This window comes from Streptomyces sp. NPDC001156 (assembly GCF_053598275.1).
In genome coordinates this window covers 27,907-49,215 of sequence record NZ_JBSFJX010000060.1, presented here as the reverse complement: position 1 = coordinate 49,215, position 21,309 = coordinate 27,907, and the positions used below count along the sequence as shown (strand labels likewise).

The 21,309-nt window shown below is 71.7% G+C and carries 18 protein-coding genes; 10 read left to right on the top strand and 8 right to left on the bottom strand.

Annotated features, from left to right (window positions below; all coding sequences use genetic code 11):
- Positions 1 to 12 precede the first annotated feature (12 nt).
- The 3 genes from ACWDA7_RS25935 to dhaK are packed head-to-tail and all read right to left on the bottom strand — an operon-like array spanning position 13 to position 2,043.
- Positions 13 to 423: a PTS-dependent dihydroxyacetone kinase phosphotransferase subunit DhaM gene (locus ACWDA7_RS25935; RefSeq protein ID WP_450606680.1), complete on the bottom strand. Its 411-nt coding sequence runs from the start codon at positions 421 to 423 to the stop codon at positions 13 to 15.
- Complete coding sequence (gene dhaL, locus ACWDA7_RS25930; protein ID WP_450606678.1) at positions 416 to 1,015, bottom strand: dihydroxyacetone kinase subunit DhaL; 600 nt, start codon at positions 1,013 to 1,015, stop codon at positions 416 to 418. Before dhaL ends, ACWDA7_RS25935 begins: the two co-directional genes overlap by 8 nt.
- 35 nt (positions 1,016 to 1,050) lie before the next feature.
- Positions 1,051 to 2,043, bottom strand: coding sequence for a dihydroxyacetone kinase subunit DhaK (gene dhaK / locus ACWDA7_RS25925; protein ID WP_432935647.1), 993 nt, complete (start codon positions 2,041 to 2,043; stop codon positions 1,051 to 1,053).
- Between the two features lie 626 nt (positions 2,044 to 2,669).
- Here dhaK and ACWDA7_RS25920 point away from each other — a divergent pair.
- The 3 genes from ACWDA7_RS25920 to ACWDA7_RS25910 all read left to right on the top strand — a co-directional run bounded on the left by ACWDA7_RS25920 (position 2,670) and on the right by ACWDA7_RS25910 (position 5,799).
- Positions 2,670 to 4,025 (top strand): NAD(P)/FAD-dependent oxidoreductase, encoded by a 1,356-nt coding sequence (locus ACWDA7_RS25920; RefSeq protein ID WP_450606676.1) that lies wholly within the window; start codon positions 2,670 to 2,672, stop codon positions 4,023 to 4,025.
- A gap of 108 nt (positions 4,026 to 4,133) precedes the next feature.
- Complete coding sequence (locus ACWDA7_RS25915) at positions 4,134 to 4,508, top strand: ferredoxin (RefSeq protein WP_359403112.1); 375 nt, start codon at positions 4,134 to 4,136, stop codon at positions 4,506 to 4,508.
- A gap of 112 nt (positions 4,509 to 4,620) precedes the next feature.
- Positions 4,621 to 5,799, top strand: a complete 1,179-nt coding sequence (locus ACWDA7_RS25910; RefSeq protein WP_450606674.1) for an acyl-CoA dehydrogenase family protein — start codon at positions 4,621 to 4,623, stop codon at positions 5,797 to 5,799.
- 134 nt (positions 5,800 to 5,933) lie between these two features.
- Here ACWDA7_RS25910 and ACWDA7_RS25905 read toward each other — a convergent pair whose 3' ends face one another.
- The 4 genes from ACWDA7_RS25905 to ACWDA7_RS25890 are packed head-to-tail and all read right to left on the bottom strand — an operon-like array spanning position 5,934 to position 9,960.
- Positions 5,934 to 6,941 carry a Gfo/Idh/MocA family protein gene (locus tag ACWDA7_RS25905; protein ID WP_450606672.1) on the bottom strand — a complete coding sequence of 336 codons (1,008 nt, stop codon included), beginning with the start codon at positions 6,939 to 6,941 and terminating at the stop codon, positions 5,934 to 5,936.
- The gene (locus ACWDA7_RS25900; protein WP_450606670.1) at positions 6,938 to 7,963 is read right to left on the bottom strand and encodes a Gfo/Idh/MocA family protein; all 1,026 of its coding nucleotides are present in this window, start codon (positions 7,961 to 7,963) and stop codon (positions 6,938 to 6,940) included. Before ACWDA7_RS25900 ends, ACWDA7_RS25905 begins: the two co-directional genes overlap by 4 nt.
- Before the next feature lie 55 nt (positions 7,964 to 8,018).
- Positions 8,019 to 8,780, bottom strand: coding sequence for an SDR family oxidoreductase (locus tag ACWDA7_RS25895; protein WP_450606668.1), 762 nt, complete (start codon positions 8,778 to 8,780; stop codon positions 8,019 to 8,021).
- A 16-nt stretch (positions 8,781 to 8,796) separates the two neighbouring features.
- The gene (locus ACWDA7_RS25890) at positions 8,797 to 9,960 is read right to left on the bottom strand and encodes a phytanoyl-CoA dioxygenase family protein (protein ID WP_450606666.1); all 1,164 of its coding nucleotides are present in this window, start codon (positions 9,958 to 9,960) and stop codon (positions 8,797 to 8,799) included.
- Positions 9,961 to 10,098: 138 nt separating this feature from the next.
- Between ACWDA7_RS25890 and ACWDA7_RS25885 the strand changes: the two genes are divergently transcribed.
- The 7 genes from ACWDA7_RS25885 (at position 10,099) to ACWDA7_RS25855 (ending at position 19,699) form a co-directional block, all read left to right on the top strand.
- Complete coding sequence (locus ACWDA7_RS25885) at positions 10,099 to 11,136, top strand: LacI family DNA-binding transcriptional regulator (RefSeq protein ID WP_450606665.1); 1,038 nt, start codon at positions 10,099 to 10,101, stop codon at positions 11,134 to 11,136.
- Positions 11,136 to 12,011 (top strand): oxygenase MpaB family protein, encoded by an 876-nt coding sequence (locus ACWDA7_RS25880; RefSeq protein WP_450606663.1) that lies wholly within the window; start codon positions 11,136 to 11,138, stop codon positions 12,009 to 12,011. Before ACWDA7_RS25885 ends, ACWDA7_RS25880 begins: the two co-directional genes overlap by 1 nt.
- Positions 12,012 to 12,181: 170 nt before the next feature.
- Positions 12,182 to 13,738 (top strand): phytoene desaturase family protein, encoded by a 1,557-nt coding sequence (locus tag ACWDA7_RS25875; RefSeq protein ID WP_450606661.1) that lies wholly within the window; start codon positions 12,182 to 12,184, stop codon positions 13,736 to 13,738.
- Positions 13,739 to 13,792: 54 nt separating this feature from the next.
- Entirely contained in the window at positions 13,793 to 14,902 is a 1,110-nt protein-coding gene (locus tag ACWDA7_RS25870; RefSeq protein ID WP_450606659.1) for an NAD(P)H-dependent flavin oxidoreductase, read from the top strand.
- Positions 14,899 to 16,449, top strand: a complete 1,551-nt coding sequence (locus ACWDA7_RS25865; protein ID WP_450606657.1) for an acyl-CoA synthetase — start codon at positions 14,899 to 14,901, stop codon at positions 16,447 to 16,449. The genes ACWDA7_RS25870 and ACWDA7_RS25865 overlap by 4 nt, the downstream gene beginning before the upstream one ends.
- Before the next feature lie 96 nt (positions 16,450 to 16,545).
- Positions 16,546 to 18,048: an acyl-CoA synthetase gene (locus ACWDA7_RS25860; protein WP_450606655.1), complete on the top strand. Its 1,503-nt coding sequence runs from the start codon at positions 16,546 to 16,548 to the stop codon at positions 18,046 to 18,048.
- 148 nt (positions 18,049 to 18,196) lie between these two features.
- Positions 18,197 to 19,699, top strand: coding sequence for a metallophosphoesterase (locus tag ACWDA7_RS25855; protein WP_450606653.1), 1,503 nt, complete (start codon positions 18,197 to 18,199; stop codon positions 19,697 to 19,699).
- 90 nt (positions 19,700 to 19,789) lie between these two features.
- Here the strand turns inward: ACWDA7_RS25855 and paaK are convergent, their stop codons facing one another.
- A complete protein-coding gene (paaK, locus tag ACWDA7_RS25850; protein WP_450606651.1) occupies positions 19,790 to 21,088 on the bottom strand; it encodes a phenylacetate--CoA ligase PaaK in 1,299 nt (432 codons plus the stop codon).
- Positions 21,089 to 21,309: the final 221 nt, after the last annotated feature.

Genomic DNA, 21,309 nt, shown 5'->3' with positions numbered 1-21,309 from the left:
GCACGCCCGCCGTCAGCAGCAGCTCGCCGCCGAGCAGATACGGGTAGGGGTCGGCCATCTCCGATGTGTGCGCCCAGTGGATGACGATGCCGGGGCCGCGCCCTCGACGAAGGGGGCGTCGACCAGCCGGGTGTTCTCGGGGAGTTCGTCGCCCTCCAAGAGCAGCGCCTTCACGGTGAGCACGGCACTGCCCAGGTCCATGAGCACGGCGACCCCCGCGCCGCGGTCCACTGCGGCGGCCGCGGAGGCGACCAGCTCGGGACTGGTGCCGAGCCCGCCGTCGGGCGTGCCGCCCGCCGGGGCGACGGGTGCCGTGGTGCCGCCGCCTGCCAGCCCCTTGGCCAGTTCGGCGACCGACTCGGCCACGGCCGCACTGTGCGAGACGAGCACGATGCCGACCAGCTTGTCCGGGGTCTCACTCACCGGCGGCCTCCATGAGCGCGGCGATCAGCAGGGCCGACGAGGTGGCACCGGGATCCTGGTGCCCGATGCTGCGCTCGCCCAGATAGCTCGCCCGTCCCTTGCGGGCCTGCAACGGAGTCGTCGCGACGGCGCCCTCCTCGGCGGCGGTGCTCGCCGCCTCGAAGGAGGTGCCGAGTGCGTCCACCGCGGGCACCAGGGCGTCGATCATGGTCTTGTCGCCGGGCGCGGCTCCGCCCAGTGTCATGACGGCGTCGACGCCCGCTCGCAGCGCCTCCGCCAGCTGCTCCCGGCTGACCTCGGCGGCGTCCCCGAGGGCCTTGCCGGTACGGCGCAGCAGTGTGCCGTACAGCGGTCCCGACGCTCCGCCGACGGTCGAGATCAGCTGCCGGCCCGCGAGCTGGAGGATCGCGCCGGGCGTGTCCGGCGCCTCCTTCTCCAAGGTGGCGGCCACCGCGCGGAACCCGCGTTGCAGATTGCTGCCGTGGTCGGCGTCGCCGATGGGCGAGTCGAGCGCGGTGAGCCGCTCCGCCTCGCGATCGACGGACGCGGCCACCGCCGTCATCCAGCGGCGGAAGAAGTCGGCGTCGAGCACTGGATCTCCTTGCCTGGTACGGATGTTGACCTCACTCACCTGCCCCAGCGCAGCGCCGGCGTACTGACCGGCGCGTCCCACAGCCGCAGCAGTTCCTCGTCGACCTGGCACAGGGTGACGGAGGCGCCGGCCATGTCGAGGGAGGTGACGTAGTTGCCGACCAGGGTCCGGGCGACGGGGACGCCCCGCTCGGTCAGCACCCGCTGCACCTCGGCGTTGTAGCCGTACAGCTCGAGGAGCGGAGTGGCGCCCATCCCGTTGACCAGTACCAGTACCGGACTGCGCGGCTCGAAGTCGTCGAGGATGGCGTTCACCGAGAAGTCGGCGATCTCGCGCGCGGTCATCATCCGGCGCCGTTCGCGCCCCGGCTCGCCATGGATGCCGACGCCCAACTCCAGCTCGCCCGGCGGCAGATCGAAGGTGGGCGAGCCCTTGGCCGGCGTGGTGCAGGCGCTGAGGGCCACACCGAAGCTGCGGGAGTTCTCATTGACCTGCCGCGCGACGGACTCCACTCGCTCCAGCGGCTGCCCCTCCTCCGCGGCCGCCCCCGCGATCTTCTCCACGAACAGGGTGGCGCCGGTGCCGCGCCGCCCCGCCGTGTACAGGCTGTCGGTGACGGCCACGTCGTCGTTGACCAGGACCTTCGCGACCTGGATGCCCTCGTCCTCGGCGAGTTCGGCCGCCATGTCGAAGTTCAGCACGTCACCGGTGTAGTTCTTCACGATGAACAGCACGCCCGCGCCGCTGTCCACGGCCGCCGCCGCGCGCACCATCTGGTCGGGCACCGGGGAGGTGAACACCTCGCCGGGACAGGCCGCCGACAGCATGCCCGGGCCGACGAACCCGCCGTGCAGCGGCTCGTGCCCGGAGCCACCGCCGGACACGAGGCCCACCTGACCGGCGACCGGGGCGTCACGCCGTACGATCACCCGGTTCTCCACGTCGACGGTCAGCTGCGGGTAGGCGGCCGCCATGCCCCGCAGCGCGTCCGCGACCACCGATTCCGGGACATTGATCAGCATCTTCACAAGAGCCTCCTGACGAGCCTGGCGGTCTTCGGTCTCACTGGTCCGTTTGCGGTGACCCACTCCCGGCAGTATCCGTGCTCACGGGTCGATGGTCACGTGCGCGGACGTTCCCGGGCGTGTAGGGGCGCAGAGGAGCTGCACGGCCGATCGCACCTGGCGGGAAGCACTGTTCGTGTGCGCCGACCGGCAAACCCATGGCCGTCAGCGGCGTCCGCCGCACTGTGGGGAGGCCCTCCTGCCATGGAAGGCGCCGAGATGGTCCGGTCGCCCGCCGGCGCATGATCCGGCACCGCTCCGACAGGGCGACGGTTTCCGCGGCGATCGAGCGGGTCCTCGGGTTCGCGCCGATCCAACTCGGGCCGCTGTGCGTGGTGTTCGGGAGCATCCCCGACCGCTGCGGTCCCAGGCGCGGGACAGCCTGCTGCGATACCGACGACGTCCGCGGACGAAGGTGTCCACCGGGGGCGTCACGGCCGACCCCAGCGGGGCGTTGACCAGTGGACCGAGGAGGCCCCACGCTGCGGGCACTGCACGAGGCCGCGCCGGTGCCCACCGTTGCGGATGCGGGCTCGGGCCGTGTTCCCTAGCGTGGCAGGCGTCGACGTCTCCCTCTGGAGGGACCTGCCATGGCCGTGCCCCGGATCCTGATCGTCGGTGGTGGATTCGCCGGATTGGAGACCGCGCGCAAGCTGGAACGGATCCTCCGGCCCGCCGAGGCTTCGCTCAGGCTCGTCACCCCCTTCGACCACCAGCTGTACCTGCCCCTGCTTCCGCACGTCGCCGCCGGGATCCTCACCCCGCAGTCCGTCGCCGTGTCGCTGCGCCGTCTGCTCCGGCGCACCGTCATCGTGCCCGGTGGAGCGGTGGGCGTCGATCCCGGTGCCAAGGCCGTGGTGGTACGGAAGATCAACGGCGAGACGATCGTCGAGCACTACGACTACCTCGTGCTGACACCGGGCAGTGTGACGCGGCAGTTCGACATCCCCGGGGTGAACGAGCACGCAGTGGGCATGAAGACGCTGGCCGAGGCCGCCTGGGTCCGCGATCACGTGATCGCCCAGCTCGACCTGGCGGCGGCGAGTTCCGACCCGGTGGAGCGTGAGACCCGGCTGCAGTTCGTGGTGGTCGGCGGCGGCTACGCCGGCACCGAGACCGCCGCCGGTCTGCACCACCTCACCGCCGCCGCCTTCCGGCGCTACCCGGGCCTGGACCCCACCCTCATCAAATGGCATCTCGTGGACATCGCGCCCAGGCTGATGCCGGAGCTGGGCGACCGATTGGGCGCGAAGGCCCTCGCCATCCTCCGGCGGCGCGGACTGGACATCTCCCTCGGTGTCTCGGTCGCCGAGGCCACGCACAACACCGTCGTCCTCACGGACGGCCGCCGGCTGCCCTGCCACACCTTGATCTGGACCGCCGGGGTGGCGCCGAGCCCGCTGATCGCCACGCTCGACGCGGAGACCGACCGTGGGCGGCTCGTGGTCCGGCCGGACCTGAGGGTGCCGGGCCTGGACGGCGTCTTCGCCCTCGGGGACGCCGCCGCGGTCCCCGACCTCGCCAAGAGCGACCATGCGATCTGCCCGCCGACCGCCCAGCACGCCATGCGCCAGGGCTGGGCCGCCGCGAAGAACCTCGCGGCCGTGTTGCACGGCATGCCGCTCAGGCAGTACCGGCACCGTGACCTGGGGCTGGTCGTGGACCTTGGCGGCCTCGACGCAGTGTCCAAGCCGGTCGGCGTGGAACTCACGGGCCTCCCCGCGCAGGTCGTCGCCCGCGGATACCACCTCGCGGCGCAGCGCACGTTTCCGGCCCGGCTGCGCACCATGACGAACTGGACGCTCAACGCGCTGGCGGGTTACGACTTCGTACGCACCGGTTTCCTGGCCGGCCGCCCGACCACGCTCAAGGACTTCGAACGGTCCGACGTCTATCTGACGCCCGACCTGATCGCCTCGCACACATCGAAGAGCACGACGCGGTGAGGGGCGCCCGCGGTACAGGGCGGCAGACGCGTCCTAAGGAGGTGCTGCGCCGGCGCGCCCAGGCGGAGCGGCGGGTTTGACGCGGTCGGCACCGGCTACCCGCACCGAGTGACCACGACATCCCAGCAGGAGGTCTACCGCTTCCTCGAGGACCGCTTCGCCTGCGCGCAGACCTGCACCGAATGTGCGCGGGCGAGCGCCCTGCGTGCGAGCCTTGCGGAACCGGACGGGACCCACGACCAGGAACTTCTGCGGCGCAAGGGCGTCATGTGCGCGGAGGTGTGCGACGCGACCTGCCGTGTGCTGTCCCAGCACGGCGGCCACGAGGAGGAGGACGGCATCCGGAGCCAGGTGGAGTGGTGCCGGTCCGTCTGCCTGGACTGCGCGCACGTCTTCGACGCCGATCCCGGCGGTGAGGCGGCCGCGCGGGCCTGCCGCGCCTGCGCGCGGGCCTGCACCGACTTCCTCGCGACGCTGGGCTGACGGCTTCGGCCGGCCGACCTGACACCGGCTCGGCCCGCATCGCCATTCCCAATTTCTGAAACACGTTCTACGGTGTGCGCCGTCAGGACCGGCCTTGGAGCCTGGAGGCGCCGTGCATCTCGACCACACGCCCGAGCAGCAGCGGTTGCGCACCGAACTGCGTGGCTACTTCGCCCGGCTCGTGCCGGACAACGCCTATGCCCGCCACGCCCAACCGGCGGCGCAGAAGCGCTTCTACCGCGACACCATCCGCCGTCTCGGCCGGGACGGCTGGCTCGGCGTCGGCTGGCCGAAGGAGTACGGCGGGCGGGGGCTGACCGCCATGGAGCAGTTCATCTTCTTCGACGAGGCCGCGCAGGCGGGCGTGCCCCTTCCGCTGATGGCGCTCAACACGGTCGGTCCGACGCTCATGCGGTTCGGCTCGGACGAGCAGAAGGCGTACTTCCTGCCGAAGATCCTCGCCGGCGAGATCGACTTCGCGATCGGCTACAGCGAGCCTGACGCGGGCACGGACCTTGCGTCCCTGAAGACACGCGCGGTGCGGGACGGCGACACATACGTCGTCAACGGGCAGAAGATCTGGACCACCAACGGCGACACCGCCGACTGGGTGTGGCTCGCCGTGCGCACCGACCCGGACGCCCCGCCGCACAAGGGCATCACCATGCTCCTCGTGCCGACCTCCGACCCCGGCTACTCCTGCACGCTCATCCATACCCTCGCCTCGCACGACACCACGGCCAGCTACTACGAGAACGTCCGCGTCCCCGTCTCCCGCCGCGTCGGTGAGGAGAACAAGGGCTGGCGGCTGATCACCAACCAGCTCAACCACGAGCGCGTCACCCTCGCGGCGCACGGCACCATGGCGATCCGCGCTCTGCACGACGTGCAGCGCTGGGCCATGGGGACCAAGCTCGCCGACGGCCGCCGGGTGATCGACCTGCCCTGGGTGCGGCAGCGCCTGGCCAGGACACACACGAAGCTGGACGCGCTGAAGCTGCTCAACTGGCGGATGGTGCACGCCGTCCAGGACGGCACGCTCACCCCGCAGGACGCCTCCGCCGTGAAGGTCTACGGCTCCGAGGCCCGCCGGGACGCGTACGCCTGGCTCATGGAGATCGTCGCCGCCGCGGGCCCGCTGAAGGAGGGCTCGGCGGGCGCCGTGCTCCACGGCGAACTGGAGCGGGGCTACCGCTCGGCCGTCATCTTCACCTTCGGCGGCGGCAACAACGAGATCCAGCGCGAGATCATCTCCTGGATCGGCCTCGGGATGCCCCGCGTCCGCAGGTGACGCTCCGGCTTCGGGCGCTGCCTCCGCCGCCGGACGCGGAAGGGCGCCTGCCCGGCATGTGCCGTGTCAGGCGCCCTTTCCGGTGTCCGGAAGAAGCCCGGCCTCTGGTGACGACCCGTGGCTGTGGTGACGGCTCAGACGGCTCGACTGCGCGGCCGCGGCGTGAAACCGGCCTTCTCGTAGCACTCGTCGATGAGCCGCATGGTCGTGAGCGCGTCCTCCGCGTCGATGGGCTGCGGTCGGCCTTCGCGCACATGGGCCGTGAACGCGTCGAGCTGGTAGGCGTACGAGGACCTGCGGCCCAGTTCCTCCGTCCGCTCACCCACCCCGGTGCGGACCACGACCCGGTCGTCCTGGTGCGGCAGGATGAAGTCGACCGCCGTGGCCTCGCCCAGGGTGCCGATCAACCGGCAGGTGGCCTGCCAGGTGTCGTGCGCCATGGAACAGCGCGCGACGCCGGTGGCGCCGCCGGGGAAGGCGAGTTCCGCGTCCAGCCATTCGTCGACGCCCGGTCCCTGCGCCCGCTCCCCGCCCCGGGCCGAGACGACCACGGGAGCACCGCCCGCCCAGGGGGCCAGCGCCCGCTGGGCATGCAGGCCGTAGCAGCCCAGGTCCATCACGGCGCCGCCCGCCAGCGGGAGCGACCAGCGCACATCGTCCTCAGACGGGGCGGGCATGGCCACCACGGTCTCCACGTGCCGCAGCTCGCCGAGTTCACCCGAGGCGAGCAATTCGTGCAGCCGCCGGGTGACCGGATGGAAGAGGTAGTGGAAGCCCTCCATGAAGACGGTGCCCGACTTGGCGGCCGCGTCGCGCACCTCGGCCGCCTCCTGCGCGTTGCTCGCCGACGGCTTCTCGCTCAGCACATGCTTGCCCGCCCGCAGGGCCTCGAGGTTCCACGGGCCGTGCAGGCCGTTGGCCAGCGGGTTGTAGACGACCTCGACCTCGGGGTCGGCGATCAGCTCGGCGTAGGAGCCCGCGACCCGCTCCACGCCGTGGGCGTCGGCGAAGGTTTGCGCCCGGTCCCGGTCGCGGGCGGCGACCGCCACCAGCCGGTGGCCGCCCGCGCGGGCCGGGGTGACGAGTGCCCGTTCACTGATCCGGGCCGCGCCCAGGATCCCGATCCGCAGGGGTGCGCTCACCGCGCGCTCACCTCGTCCATTCCGTGCCGTACCTCTTCCATCCGCACCGGTCGGTGCTCCGCCAGCGACAGCGTGCAGGCCTCGGCGATCCAGCTCGCCTCGATGGCGTCCGCAACCGTACAGGGCGAGGGGGTACGGCCCGCCACGACCTCGGTGAACGCGGTGAGTTCGGCCCGGTAGGCGTCGGCGAAGCGGTCCATGAAGAAGTGGTGCGGGGTGCCTGCCGGGAACGCGGCGCCCGGCTCGACGGACCGCAGCGGCAGTTTGTCCTCCAGTCCCACGGCGATGCTGTCCTTCATGCCGTGCAGCTCGAGGCGCACGTCGTAACCGCGCGCGTTGTGCCGTGAGTTGGACACCACTGCCAGCGTCCCGTCGTCCAGGGTGAGGATCGCCGAGGCCGTGTCGACGTCGCCCGCGGCCGCGATGTACTCGGCACCGCGGTTGCCGCCCGCCGCGTACACCTCGGCGACCTCCCGGCCGGTCACCCAGCGCACGATGTCGAAGTCGTGCACGGAGCAGTCGCGGAAGATGCCGCCGGACACGGCGATGTACGCCTCCGGCGGCGGCGCCGGGTCCAGGGTGGTGGAGCGCACGGTGTGCAGCTTGCCGAGTTCGTCGGCCAGGACCGCCTTGCGCGCCGCCACACAGCCCGCGTCGAAGCGACGGTTGTACCCGATGTGCACCTCGACACCGCTGTCCCGCACCGCGCGCAGCACGGTCAGGCTCTCCTCGACGGCCTTCGCCACCGGCTTCTCGCAGAAGACGGGGACGCCCGCCTCGACGGCCGCGAGGATCAGTGCCGGATGCGCGTCCGTGGCCGCGGCGATCACGACGCCGTCGACACCGGCGGCCAGCAGCTCCTCGGGGGAGTCGACCGCCGTGGCCCCGTAGCTTTCCGCCGCCGAGGCGGTTGCCGCCTTCACGGGGTCGGTGACCACCAGGGAGTCCACCGCGTCCAGTCCGGCGAGTGTGGCGGCGTGGAAGGCGCCGATCCGGCCGAGGCCCAGAATGCCGATACGCATGAAGAGTCGCTCCGATCTTTCGTGGAAGGCGTGCGGGGGCGCCGAGGAGAGGACGTCAGTCCAGGCCGCCGAGGACGATCTGGTCCCAGTCGATCACCGAACCGGTCACCACACCGCTGCGGTCGGACAGCAGGAAGGCGACGAAGTCGGCGATCTCGTCGACCTGGCCCAGCCTGCCCATCGGCTGCCCCTTCGCTGCCTCGACGCGCCAGTCGTCCCCGGCGCCGTGGAAGGCGCGCTGGACGGCGTCCTCACCCTCGGTGTCCGTCCAGCCGATGTTCAGCCCGTTGATCCGGATCCGGTCCCAGCGGTGTGCGTGGGCGGCGTTGCGGGTGAGTCCCGAAAGTCCTGCCTTGGCGGCGACGTACGGGGCGAGGAAGGGCTGTCCGGCGTGCGACGAGGACGTGATGATGTTGACGATGGTGCCGGCCGCCTCGCGGTCCACCATGTTCTGTACGGCCGCCTGCATCGCGAAGAACGGTGCCCGCAGATTGATCGCGACATGGGCGTCGAACAGCTCGGGCGTGGTGTCCAGCAGCGTTCCCCGTGAGGTCAGCCCCGCCGCGTTCACCAGGCAGTCGATGCGGCCGTGGCGCTCCACGACCTGCTCCACGCTGTGACGCGCCCGCGTGGGGTCGGCGAGGTCCGCCCGCACGAAGCCGGCACCGGTCTCGGCCGCGCACCGCTCGCCCACGTCCGCCCGGCGACCGGTGAAGACGACCCGCCCGCCTTCGCGTACGGCGGCCCGGACGATTCCGGCTCCCACGCCCTGGCTTCCGCCGTTGACCAGGACGACCTTGTCCGTCAGAAGACCCATGAGTGCGGATGTCCTTTCAGATCGTGCGGCGCTCGGCGCCGGCCCGGAGTTCCCGGCGCAGCCGGTCGGGGCTCCAGCCCTCGGACACGGCCTGCCACACGGTGTCCGCCTGGGACGGCGGGGCCAGCCCGTCGGCCGGCGGATCGAGATCCAGGTTGGTCGGGAAGGGGTAGCCCTCGGCACAGGCCGCGACCACCCGGCGCAGCCAGTCCTGGTCGGCGCCCTCGCTCCGGCGCCGCAGCAGGACCGGATAGAGCGCGTTCGACACCGCCTCGCGGTCGACCGTCTCCATGGCGCGGCCGAAGGCGGAGGAGATCTGGAGCAGATTGGCCATGCGCCTGATGCCGGCGGAACGGTTGTGCCCGGCGGCATGGAAGAGCGCCGGGTTGAAGAAGACCGCGTCACCCTTGGCCAGGGGCAGCTGGACGTGGTGCGTGTCGAAGTAGGCGATGAACTCCGGGCGCCGCCAGGCCAGATAACCCGGATCGTACTTCTGCGAGTGCGGCAGGTACAGCGTCGGGCCGGACTCCACCGGCATGTCGCAGTGCGCCACCGCGCCCTGCAGCGTCAGTACGGGGGAGAGCCGGTGCACGTGCGCCGGGTAGCGGGCCGCCTGTTCCTGGCCGAGGAATCCGAGGTGGTAGTCGCGGTGCACGCTCTGCGCCGCGCCGCCCGGGTTGACCTGGTTCACCTGTGAGGTGATCTGGTAGCCCGGGCCCAGCCAGGCCTCGGCGACCAGCGCCAGCATGTCGTTGCCGTAGTAGTCGGCGAACGTCTCCGGGGCGTGTGCGGCCAGCTTGTCGAGCGCGTTCCACACCCGGTCGTTGGCGCCGGGCTTGGCGAAATGGTCCCCGCGGGCGGCACCCGTCTCCCGCTCCTGCTCGATCAGCGCGGTGAAGGCGGCGCTCGCGCGGTCGACCGCCTCGAGGTCGCGGAAGGCGCGCTCGAGCACCACGATGCCGGGCCCGTCCAGCAGGGCACGCACCCACTCGGTCTGCACCTGCCTCGGGTCGGCTTCCCGCAGCCGGTCGCAGTCGTACACCGGGACGTTCTGCCGTACGTCCGCGGCGTGCGGATAGTCCGCCGGGTCGGTGCGCCCTTCGACCAGGGTGCGGAAGGCGTCGAGGTCGCAGTCCCCCTCGCTCAGCCAGGTCGCGGGTCCGGTGGCGGTGAGAGCCATCGCACACTCCTTTCGCAGTGCTGTCGCCTCCGCCAGTCTTGTGAACCCGGGTCACTCATTCAATGATCAGAGGCCCATCAAAAAGCCATCATCGACAAGCCGTCGCGGCCCCGCGCCGCCGACGTCCGGGAACGAGTCATGGGACACCCGTACACGATCCGTGAGATAGCCCGTCAGGCCGGCCTGAGCCAGGCGACCGTCGACCGCGTCCTCAACCACCGCGGCGGGGTCCGGGAGAGCACGGTGCGCGAGGTGCACCAGGCGATCAAGGATCTGGACCGGCAGCGCACCCAGGTCCGGATCGGCGGACGCGCCTTCATGATCGACATCGTGATGCAGACACCGGCCCGGTTCTCCGCCGCGGTCCGTGACGCCCTGGAGGCGGAACTCCCCTCCCTGCACCCCGCCCTGGTGCGCTCCCGCTTCCACTTCCGGGAGACCTGTCCGCCCGAGGAGCTGATCCGCATCCTGGACCGCATCGCACGGCGCGGTTCCCAGGGGGTGATCCTCAAGGCCCCGGACCTGCCCGAGATCACCGCCGCCGTCGCCCGGCTGGTCGGGGCCGGGATCCCTGTGGTCACCCTGGTGACCGATCTGCCCGGCAGTGCCCGCCACGCGTACATCGGCATCGACAACCGTGCCGCCGGGGCCACGGCCGCCTACCTCTTCGACCAGTGGCTCGGCGACCGCCCCGGCCATGTGCTCGTCACCATCAGCCGCGGCTTCTTCCGCGGCGAGGAGGAACGCGAGATGGGCTTTCGCGGCGCGCTCCGGATGACCTGCCCCGAGCGCACGGTCGTCGAGGTCACCGACAGTGACGGTCTGGACGCCACCCAGCGGGATCTCGTCCTGGCCGCCCTGGAGCGGGACCCGGAGATCAACGCCGTCTACTCCGTCGGCGGCGGCAACGCCGCGACCGTGGACGCCTTCGCGGCGCTCGGCCGCGACCTGGCCGTCTTCATCGCACACGATCTCGACCGCGACAACACCCGGCTGCTGGGCGAACGCCGTATCTCCGCCGTGCTCCACCACGACCTGCGCCAGGACATGCGCCGTGCCTGCCAGACGGTCATGCGGGCGCACGGGGCGCTCCCCGAGGAAGGTCCCCATCTGCCGTCGCCGATCCAGGTGGTCACCCCGTTCAACCTGCCGCCCGGGGTGCCTGCGGACGGTTGATGGGGCGTACCGGGCAAGGCCACACTGACGGGGTGGACGCGGATCCGGGGTTCTTCGGGCCCTCCTCGGTGACCTGGCAGATGCACGGTGACCCCATGATGTGGGTCGCCGGCATCCGTGCGCTCTATCTTCAGGCCCTGCATCCGCCGACCGTGCGCGGCGTCGTGCAGAATTCCGACTTCCGGCGCGACGCCTGGGGCCGGCTGATGCGGACCGCCAACTTCGTCGGCACGACGACGTACGGCACCACCGAGGCCGCGGAGCGGGCGGCCGCACGGGTGCGCCGGATCCACGGCCTGCTGGGCGCCACCGATCCGCACACCGGCGAGCGGTACGGCGTGGACCGGCCGGAGCTGCTGCTGTGGGTGCACTGCGCCGAGATCGACTCCTATCTCCACGTCCTGCGCCGCTCGGGCTTTCGGCTCACCGAATCCCAGGCCGACCGGTACATCCGCGAAAACCGGGTGGCGGCGGGCCTCGTGGGACTCGACCAGGAGCAAGTGCCTTCCGATCAGGCCCAGCTGGCCGCCTATTTCGAGAAGGTGCTGCCCGAGCTCGCCGCCGGTCCCGAAGCCCGGGAGGTGGACGACTTCCTGCGCCGCCCGCCCGTCCATCCGCTGCTCCTCCCGGCGCGCACCCTGGTGTGGCGGCGCGTGGCCGACCTGGCGTACGGCGCGCTGCCCCCGTACGCCCACGAGCTGTACGGGAGACGGGCCCCCGCGCCCAGGACGGTGACCCGGCGCCTGCGGGTCACCGGCACCCTGCTCCGCTGCGTTCCCGCACGTCTTCGCTGGCAACTGCCGCCCAAACACATCCTGCGCGCGATGGCCAGACTCGGCCCGGAGGCCCGTCCCGCACCGGACAGACTGGGCTGACACCGCACCGCACAACGCGGCTGACATCTCGCTGGAGCGGAGCGGCCGGGGGAGGGCGGGGCGCGGACGGAAGCGATCGCAGGCGACGGGGGACGCCTGGCCGGGCCAGGGCCGGTACGCGGTGCGGCCCGTCACTGGCCGATCGGGATCATGGCGTGCTACGAAGAAGCATGCCTGCACATGAGGGATATGACGCCGTCGTCGTCGGCGGCGGACACAACGGACTGGTGGCCGCCGCCTACCTGGCCCGGGCCGGGCGGTCCGTGCTGGTCCTGGAGCGACTGGACCACACCGGGGGCGCCGCCGTGTCCACGCGCCCGTTCACCGGGGTGGACGCGCGGCTGTCGCGGTACTCGTACCTGGTCAGCCTGCTGCCCCGGAAGATCGTGCGGGACCTGGAGCTCGACTTCAGGGTCAGGGGACGCACGGTGTCCTCGTACACGCCCGTCGAGCGCGAAGGGCGGCCCACCGGGCTGCTCGTCGGCGGCGGCGAACGGCGGACCCGGGAGGCGTTCGCCCGGCTCACCGGCTCCGATCGCGAGTACGAGGCATGGCAGAGCTTCTACGGGATGACCGGACGCGTCGCTGAGCGGGTGTTCCCCACGCTCACCGACCCCCTGCCCACGCGGGACGAACTGCGCCGCCGCGTCGACGACGAGGAGGCATGGCGCGCGCTGTTCGAGGAGCCCATCGGTGCCGCCGTCGAGGCCCGCTTCCAGGACGACCTGGTCCGGGGCGTCGTCCTCACCGACGCCCTGATCGGGACCTTCGCCGACGCCCACGACGCCTCCCTGCGGCAGAACCGCTGCTTCCTCTACCACGTCATCGGCGGCGGCACGGGCGCCTGGGACGTCCCGGTGGGCGGCATGGGAGCGTTCACCGACGCGCTGGCCCAGGCCGCGCGCGCCGCCGGCGCGGTGATCGCCACAGGGCGCGAGGTGGTGGGGATCGAGACCGACGGACGCTCCGCCGAGGTCACGTACCGGACCGAGGACGGGGAGGGCACCGTCGCCGCCCGGCACGTCCTGGTGAACGCGTCGCCGCAGGAGCTGGCCAGGCTCACCGGCGACACCCCGGCCGCCCCGGCCGAGGGCACCCAGCTCAAGGTGAACATGCTGCTGACCCGGCTGCCCGCGCTGCGGGACGCCGCCGTCGACCCCCGTGAGGCCTTCGCCGGGACCTTCCACATCGCCGAGGGGTACGAGCAGCTGGCCACCGCCCACGCCCAGGCGGTCGCGGGCCGGCTGCCGAGCGCGCCGCCGTCGGAGATCTACTGCCACTCGCTGACCGACCCGACCATCCTCGGCCCGGAACTCGTCGAGCGCGGCTACCAGACCCTGACCCTCTTCGGCCTTCACACGCCCGCCCGGCTCTTCGAGAGCGACAACGACGGTGTACGGGACGAGTTGCTGAAGTCGACGCTGGCGCAGCTGGACGCCCACCTCGCCGAGCCCATCGAGGGGTGTCTGGCCAAGGACGCGGACGGCCGCCCCTGCATCGAGGCGAAGACCCCGCTGGACCTGGAGCGCGACCTGCGGCTGCCGGGCGGCAACATCTTCCACCGCGAGCTGGCCTGGCCGTACGCGCAGGAGGGCACCGGCCGCTGGGGGGTGGAGACGCCGCACGCGAACGTTCTGCTGTGCGGAGCGGGCGCGGTGCGCGGCGGCGGGGTGAGCGGGGTGCCGGGGCACAACGCGGCGATGGCGGTGCTCGAGGCCGCTATCTGACGAAGCATCAGAAAAAGTCTTCCCTCCTCCCGGTCGCTGCGGCATCCTGCGCCCATGCAGACGGAGCTGAGCAAGCGACTGGGAGTCGAGCACGCCCTCTTCGGCTTCACACCGTTTCCCGCCGTCGCCGCGGCCATCAGCCGGGCCGGCGGCTTCGGCGTGCTCGGCGCGGTCCGCTACACCGCCCCCGATGACCTCAAGCGCGACCTCGACTGGCTCGAGGCACACATCGACGGCAGGCCCTACGGGCTGGACGTCGTCATGCCCGCGAGGAAAGTGGAGGGTGTCACCGAGGCCGATGTCGAGGCGATGATCCCGGAAGGGCACCGGCAGTTCGTCAGGGACACCCTCGCCAAGTACGGGGTGCCCGAACTCGCCGACGGCGAGGCGTCCGGGTGGCGGATCACCGGCTGGATGGAGCAGGTCGCCCGCTCCCAGCTAGACGTCGCCTTCGACTATCCGATCAAACTGCTCGCCAACGCGCTCGGCTCCCCGCCCGCCGACGTCGTAGCACGCGCCCACGACCAGGGTGTGCTCGTCGCCGCGCTGGCCGGCAGCGCCCGGCACGCGCGCAAGCACAAGGAGGCGGGCATCGACATCGTCGTCGCCCAGGGGTACGAGGCCGGCGGTCACACCGGAGAGATCGCCTCCATGGTGCTCACCCCCGAAGTCGTCGACGCCGTTGACCCGTTGCCCGTGCTGGCCGCCGGAGGCATCGGCAGCGGGCAGCAGATGGCAGCGGCCCTCGCGCTCGGGGCCCAGGGAGTCTGGCTCGGCTCGATCTGGCTGACCACCACGGAGGCCGAACTCCCCTCGCCCGCGCTCGTGCGCAAGCTGCTCGCCGCCGGCTCGGGCGACACCGTCCGCTCCCGCGCGCTGACCGGCAAACCGGCCCGGCAGTTGCGGACCGAATGGACCGACGCGTGGGACGACCCCAGTGGACCCGGCGCGCTTCCGATGCCCCTTCAGGGTCTGCTCGTCGCCGACGCCGTCACTCGCATCCAGAAGTACGAGGTGGAGCCGCTGCTCGGCACGCCCGTCGGCCAGATCGTCGGCCGTATGAACAGCGAACGCAGTGTCCAGGCCGTCGTCGAAGACCTCACCCGCGGCTTCGAGCGCGCCGTCGACCGCATCAACCGGATCGCCGGAAGGAGCCAGCAGTGAACCAGGACGCCAACGGTTTCTGGGGCCAGGCAGCGGCAGACCCCGAGCGCACCGTGCTCGTCGCACCCGACGGGGAGGAATGGACCGCCGGACGGCTGCTGGGGGCGGCCAACCGGCTGGTCCACGGACTGCGGGCAGCGGGGCTCGAACGCGGGGACTCCTTCGCCGTCGTGCTGCCCAACGGCGCCGAGTTCCTGACCGCCTACCTCGCCGCCACCCAGGCCGGCCTCTACCTCGTCCCCGTCAACCACCACCTCGTGGGTCCCGAGATCGCCTGGATCGTCGCCGACTCCGGCGCCAAGGTGCTCATCGCGCACGAGCGGTTCGCGGACGCGGCCAAGGGCGCCGCGGACGAGGCGAAGCTGCCGGCCGCCGGGCGGTACGCCGTCGGAACGGTCGAGGGGTTCCGGCCGTACGCCGAACTCCTCGACGGACAGCCGGAGTCGGCGCCGGGCGGGCGCACCCTCGGCTGGGTCATGAACTACACCTCGGGCACCACGGGCCGCCCGCGCGGCATTCGCCGGCCGCTGCCCGGTAAACCGCCGGAGGAGGTGTATCTCGGCGGCTTCCTCGGCATCTTCGGCATCAAGCCGTACGACGACAACGTCCACCTGGTCTGTTCGCCGCTATACCACACGGCGGTGCTCCAGTTCGCGGGCGCGTCCCTGCACATCGGGCACCGGCTGGTCGTGATGGACAAGTGGACGCCTGAGGAGATGCTCCGCGTGATCGACATCCACCGGTGCACACACACCCACATGGTCCCGACCCAGTTCCACCGTCTGCTCGCGCTCCCCGAGGAGGTGCGGGCGCGCTACGACGTCTCCTCCATGCGGCACGCCGTCCACGGCGCCGCACCCTGCCCCGACCATGTGAAGCGGGCCATGATCGAGTGGTGGGGCGACAGCGTGGAGGAGTACTACGCGGCCAGTGAGGGCGGCGGCGCGTTCGCGACCGCCGAGGACTGGCTGAAGAAGCCCGGCACGGTCGGCAAGGCCTGGCCCATCAGCGAACTCGCGGTCTTCGACGACGACGCCAACAGGCTGGCGCCCGGCGAACTCGGCACCGTCTACATGAAGATGACCACCGGTGGATTCACGTACCACAAGGACGAGGCCAAGACCCGCAAGAGCCGTATCGGCGACTTCTTCACGGTGGGCGACCTCGGCTACCTCGACGAGGACGGCTATCTCTTCCTGCGCGACCGCAAGATCGACCTGATCATCTCGGGCGGGGTCAACATCTATCCCGCGGAGATCGAGGCCGCCCTGCTCACCCACCCCGCCGTGGCCGACGCCGCCGCCTTCGGGATCCCGCACGACGACTGGGGCGAGGAGGTGAAGGCGGTCGTCGAACCGGCCCCCGGCCACGAGCCGGGACCGGCGCTCGGCGCCGACATCCTCGACCACTGCGCCCGGCTGCTCGCCGGCTACAAACGGCCCAGGAGTGTGGACTTCATCGCGGCGATGCCCCGCGACCCGAACGGCAAGCTGTACAAGCGCCGGCTGCGTGAACCGTACTGGGAGGGCCGCACCCGCCAGGTGTGAGACCGGCCCCCCGCCGCAGAAGACGTCCGGACCTTGACCGCCCTCGCGGGACGCGACGAGGATCGCGGCAGGCGGAGGCGGACGAAGGGGCGGTTCATGACGGCAGGACGAAGCGTCACAGTCGACGGCACAGTGCGGCGAAGCGCCGGGCGCACCCCGGAACGCGTGGCGATCCGCTACGGGGACCGGTCGTGGACCTACGCAGAACTGGACGACGCCGTCTCCCGCGCCGCCCGCGTCCTCGTGGAGGCGGGACTCGAGCGCGGGGACCGCGTGGGCGCACTGGGCCACAACTCCGACGCGTATCTGATCGCCTTCCTGGCCTGCGCGCGCGCCGGGCTGGTGCACGTGCCGGTGAACCAGAACCTGACCGGCGACGACCTGGCGTACATCGTCGGCCAGTCCGGCTGCGGGCTGGTGCTCGCGGACCCGGCTCTCGCCGGACACCTCCCGGAGGGCGTACGGGTGCTGCCGCTGCGCGACGCGGACGAGTCGCTGCTCGCGAGGCTCGCCACGGCCGAGCCGTACGACGGCGAGGAGCCGCGCGGCGAGGACCTGGTGCAACTGCTCTACACGTCCGGTACGACCGCGCTCCCCAAGGGCGCGATGATGACGCACCGGGCGCTGGTGCACGAGTATCTGAGCGCGATCACCGCACTCGACCTGAGCGCGGGGGACCTGCCCGTGCACGCGCTGCCGCTCTACCACTCGGCGCAGATGCACGTCTTCCTGCTGCCCTACCTGGCCGTGGGGGCGCAGAACGTGATCCTGGACGCGCCCGACGGCGACCGGCTCTTCGACCTGATCGAAGAGGGCCGGGCCGACAGCCTGTTCGCGCCGCCCACCGTATGGATCGGTCTCGCGGGCCGCCCCGATTTCGGCACACGCGACCTGAGCGGGCTGCGGAAGGCCTACTACGGCGCCTCGATCATGCCGGTGCCCGTCCTGGAACGCCTCAAGGAGCGACTGCCGAGGCTCGCCTTCTACAACTGCTTCGGCCAGAGCGAGATCGGCCCGCTGTCCATGGTGCTCGGACCCCACGAGCACAAGGGGCGCATGGACTCCTGCGGGCGCCCGGTGCTGTTCGTGGAGGCGAAGCTGGTCGACGGCTCCGGCAAGGACGTGCCGGACGGTGAACGGGGCGAAATCGTCTACCGGTCACCGCAGTTGTGCGAGGGGTACTGGGACAAGCCCGAGGAGACCGAGGAGGCCTTCCGGGACGGCTGGTTCCACTCCGGGGACCTCGGCGTACGGGACTCCGAGGGCTACTTCACCATCGTCGACCGGCTCAAGGACGTCATCAACTCCGGTGGTGTGCTGGTCGCTTCACGGCAGGTCGAGGACGCGCTGTACACCCATCCCCAGGTCGCCGAGGCGGCGGTCGTCGGCCTGCCGGACGAGCGGTGGATCGAGGCCGTCACGGCCGTCGTGGTCCCTCGCGGCCGGGTCACCGAGGAGGAGCTGATCGCCCACGCCCGCGAGACGCTCGCCCCGTTCAAGGCGCCGAAGCGGGTGGTGTTCGTGGACGAGCTGCCCCGCAACGCGAGTGGGAAGATCCTCAAGCGGGACCTGCGGACCCGGTTCGGCGACACGGGGTGAAGCGGAGGACGCCGGCGCGCCTCCGTGGGATCCGGGCCGGTGGTCCGGCCATCGCGCTGCGGCCGCCGCGCCGAGATGTCGCGTTCCCGACCGGACGTCGCCGTCGACTCCACCGACGCCGTTCACTGCGCCCGGGGAAGCAGCCGGCATGCGCTGCTGCTTCTCCCCCGCTCTCTCGGCCCTGGCGGCCCTGCCCGCTCCGCACGAGGTGCTGCGCTCCGGCGCCCTGCTCGCCCCCGCCCTGCTGCGGGCGGCCTCCCGACCGTCATCCGGCGTCCCCCGCCACGCCGACGCGGTGGCGGCCGTCCATCTGGAACTTGTGACCCTGACCGAGGACCGCGCCGTCATCACCTGGTACACCGGAGTGCCGGGCACCGATGACGGACTGGGCCGGATGCTCCCGGCGGCCACCGAGGGAGAGGTCGTCTACGGCACCTGTCCGGGCCGGCTGAACCGCGTTGCGGGGGAGGACCGGCCCACCGCGCACCACCAAGTGGAACTCACCGACCTGGAACCGGGTCAGACGTACTACTACCAGGCCTGTTCCCGGGGTGTGGCCGCCCGTCCCACACCGCTGCACCTCGTGCGCGGCAACGCGGTGGGCACCGGCCCGCACGGTCGCGGCTCCCGCGGAGGCCCCTACTCCTTCACCACGCCCCAGCCCCCGCCCGGACGGCATCTGCTGACCATCGCGCTCTGCAACGACCTGCACCTCGGCGAGACCACGGCCGGACTGGTGGGCGGCATACCCCTGATGCGCGGAGTCTCGCAGGAGCCGGGGCTCGCGCCCTATCCGGAGATCATGAGCCGGGCGATGGTCGCGGAGGCACGCCTGCGCGGCGCGGACCTGCTGCTGGCCGCCGGGGACATCTCGGCCGGCGGGGCACCGCGGGACCTGACCGAGGCCAGGCGCATCCTCGACGGCTTCGGCACCCACGACCGGGACTACTTCGTCGTGCGGGGCAACCACGACCGGCCCGGCCCCGGCGCCTGCCGGAACGACTGCCGCTCCTGCCCGGCCGACGGCGAGGACAGCTTCCGCGAGGGATTCCCCGGCGACGGCGGACCCGGCTACTTCACACGTGACGTCGGCGGACTGCGGATCGTCGGCCTCGACACCTACGAGAAGCACGGCAACGGGGGCGACGCGGGCGGGCTCGGAGCCGAGCAGCTCTCCTGGTTCCGGCGCCGGCTGAAGGAGCACAAGGACCAGCCCACGGTGGTCTTCGGCCATCATCCGCTGACCGTCCGGGGCTCCGTCTTCCCCGTGACACCCGGGCAGCGCCTGAACCGCGCCCAAGCGCGCTCGATCCTCGAGGCCTACGCCGCCGCACCCGGCGTCTTCCTCCATCACGCGGGCCACACCCACCGCAACAAGCGGACCGTCCTGCAGCAGGCCCCGCACGTGGTGCTGCAGGAGGTCAGCGCCGTCAAGGAGTACCCCGGTGGCTTCACTCTGCTGCGGATCCACTCCGGCGGTTTCGCCGTCAACTTCTACAAGGCCACCCATCCCGCGGCCCGAGCGTGGGGCGAGCGCAGCCGATGGGTGGCGGGGGGACTGTGGCCGCACCATGCGCTGGGCCGCTCGGTCGCCGACCGCAACGGCGTGACGGTCCGTGACCTGTCCGGGATCCGCCGCGTCTCGCGGTGATCCGCGGTCCTCGGCACACCGCGTGCCGCGCCCCGACCGCGACGAAGCCCTGGCGGCACCCCCTCGGTCGAGCCGCGGGGTGCCGGCCGGTCACGGGCGCGGGCGGAGGTCCACGATGCGCCGGATCTTCCCCACGGAGCGCTCCAGGGACTCCGGTTCGACGATCTCCACCGCGACGGACACGCCGATGCCGTCCTTCACGGCCGCGGCGATGGTGACAGCCGCCGCGTCGCGCTGCTCGCGCGTGGCCCCGGTGCGGGCCTCGGCCCGTACGGTGAGCGCGTCGAGCCGGCCCTCGCGGGTGAGCCGGAGCTGGAAGTGCGGTGCCACGCCCGGGGTGCGCAGCACGATCTCCTCGACCTGGGTGGGGAAGAGGTTGACGCCCCGGAGTATGACCATGTCGTCGCTGCGGCCCGTGATCTTCTCGATCCGCCGGAAGACGCGGGCCGTGCCGGGCAGCAGCCGGGTCAGGTCCCGGGTCCGGTAGCGGACCACGGGCATGGCCTCCTTGGTGAGGGAGGTGAAGACCAGCTCGCCCTCCTCGCCGTCGGGCAGCACCTCGCCGGTGATCGGGTCGACGACCTCGGGGTAGAAGTGGTCCTCCCACACATGGAGGCCGTCCTTGGTCTCGACGCACTCCTGGGCCACGCCGGGACCGACGACCTCGGAGAGGCCGTAGATGTCGACCGCGTCGATCGCGAACCGCTCCTCGATCTCGCGCCGCATCTCCTGCGTCCACGGCTCGGCGCCGAAGATCCCGACGCGCAGGGACGTGCTGCGCGGGTCGACGCCCTGGCGTTCGAACTCGTCGAGCAGGGTGAGCATGTACGAGGGGGTCACCATGATGACGCCGGGCTTCAGGTCCTGGATCAGCTGCACCTGCCGCGCCGTCATGCCGCCGGAGGCGGGGATCACGGTGCAGCCGAGGCGTTCGGCGCCGTAGTGGGCGCCGAGGCCGCCGGTGAACAGGCCGTATCCATAGGCGACGTGCACCGTGTCGCCGGGCCGTCCGCCCGCCGCGCGGATCGACCGGGCCACCATGTCGGACCACATGGACAGATCGTTGTCGGTGTACCCGACGACGGTGGGGCGCCCGGTGGTGCCGCTGGAGGCGTGGATGCGCCGGATCTGCTCCCGGGGCACCGCGAACATCCCGTACGGGTAGTTCTCCCGCAGGTCCGACTTCACGGTGAAGGGGAAGCGGGCCAGGTCGGCGAGCGAGCGGCAGTCGTCCGGGTGGACCCCCGCTTTGTCGAAGGACTCCCGGTAGAAGGGCACGTGCGCGTACACACGCCGCAGCGAGGCCTGCAGCCGCTCCAGCTGCACGGCCCGCAGCGCCTCCGCGTCGAGTCGTTCCCCCGCGTCCAGCAGGTCCTGCGCATCCGCCATGGAGGCGTCTCCCTCGCCCATCGCACAATCCGGACGACCGATCATTCGGTCGGATCTCTCGGAGATCAGTAATCCAGCTCATCGGCCTGTAGGCAAGGGGTCGGCCCTCACTTTTTGGGTGGTGCCGCCGGGCTCGGTGCGGGCGCGGAACCCCGAGGCGATCCGACGCGGCCCGCCCGTCGGGAGGATCACCACATACCGAGCTTCGACGCACCCGACGG

Excerpts from the sequence above, each read along its gene's own strand:
- ACWDA7_RS25920 (WP_450606676.1), top strand. The coding sequence starts at position 2,670 with ATGGCCGTGCCCCGGATCCTGATCGTCGGTGGTGGATTCGCCGGATTG.
- ACWDA7_RS25900 (WP_450606670.1), bottom strand. The coding sequence starts at position 7,963 with ATGCGTATCGGCATTCTGGGCCTCGGCCGGATCGGCGCCTTCCACGCC.
- ACWDA7_RS25895 (WP_450606668.1), bottom strand. The coding sequence starts at position 8,780 with ATGGGTCTTCTGACGGACAAGGTCGTCCTGGTCAACGGCGGAAGCCAG.
- ACWDA7_RS25890 (WP_450606666.1), bottom strand. The coding sequence starts at position 9,960 with ATGGCTCTCACCGCCACCGGACCCGCGACCTGGCTGAGCGAGGGGGAC.
- ACWDA7_RS25885 (WP_450606665.1), top strand. The coding sequence starts at position 10,099 with ATGGGACACCCGTACACGATCCGTGAGATAGCCCGTCAGGCCGGCCTG.
- ACWDA7_RS25880 (WP_450606663.1), top strand. The coding sequence starts at position 11,136 with ATGGGGCGTACCGGGCAAGGCCACACTGACGGGGTGGACGCGGATCCG.
- ACWDA7_RS25875 (WP_450606661.1), top strand. The coding sequence starts at position 12,182 with ATGCCTGCACATGAGGGATATGACGCCGTCGTCGTCGGCGGCGGACAC.
- ACWDA7_RS25870 (WP_450606659.1), top strand. The coding sequence starts at position 13,793 with ATGCAGACGGAGCTGAGCAAGCGACTGGGAGTCGAGCACGCCCTCTTC.
- ACWDA7_RS25860 (WP_450606655.1), top strand. The coding sequence starts at position 16,546 with ATGACGGCAGGACGAAGCGTCACAGTCGACGGCACAGTGCGGCGAAGC.
- ACWDA7_RS25855 (WP_450606653.1), top strand. The coding sequence starts at position 18,197 with ATGCGCTGCTGCTTCTCCCCCGCTCTCTCGGCCCTGGCGGCCCTGCCC.
- paaK (WP_450606651.1), bottom strand. The coding sequence starts at position 21,088 with ATGGCGGATGCGCAGGACCTGCTGGACGCGGGGGAACGACTCGACGCG.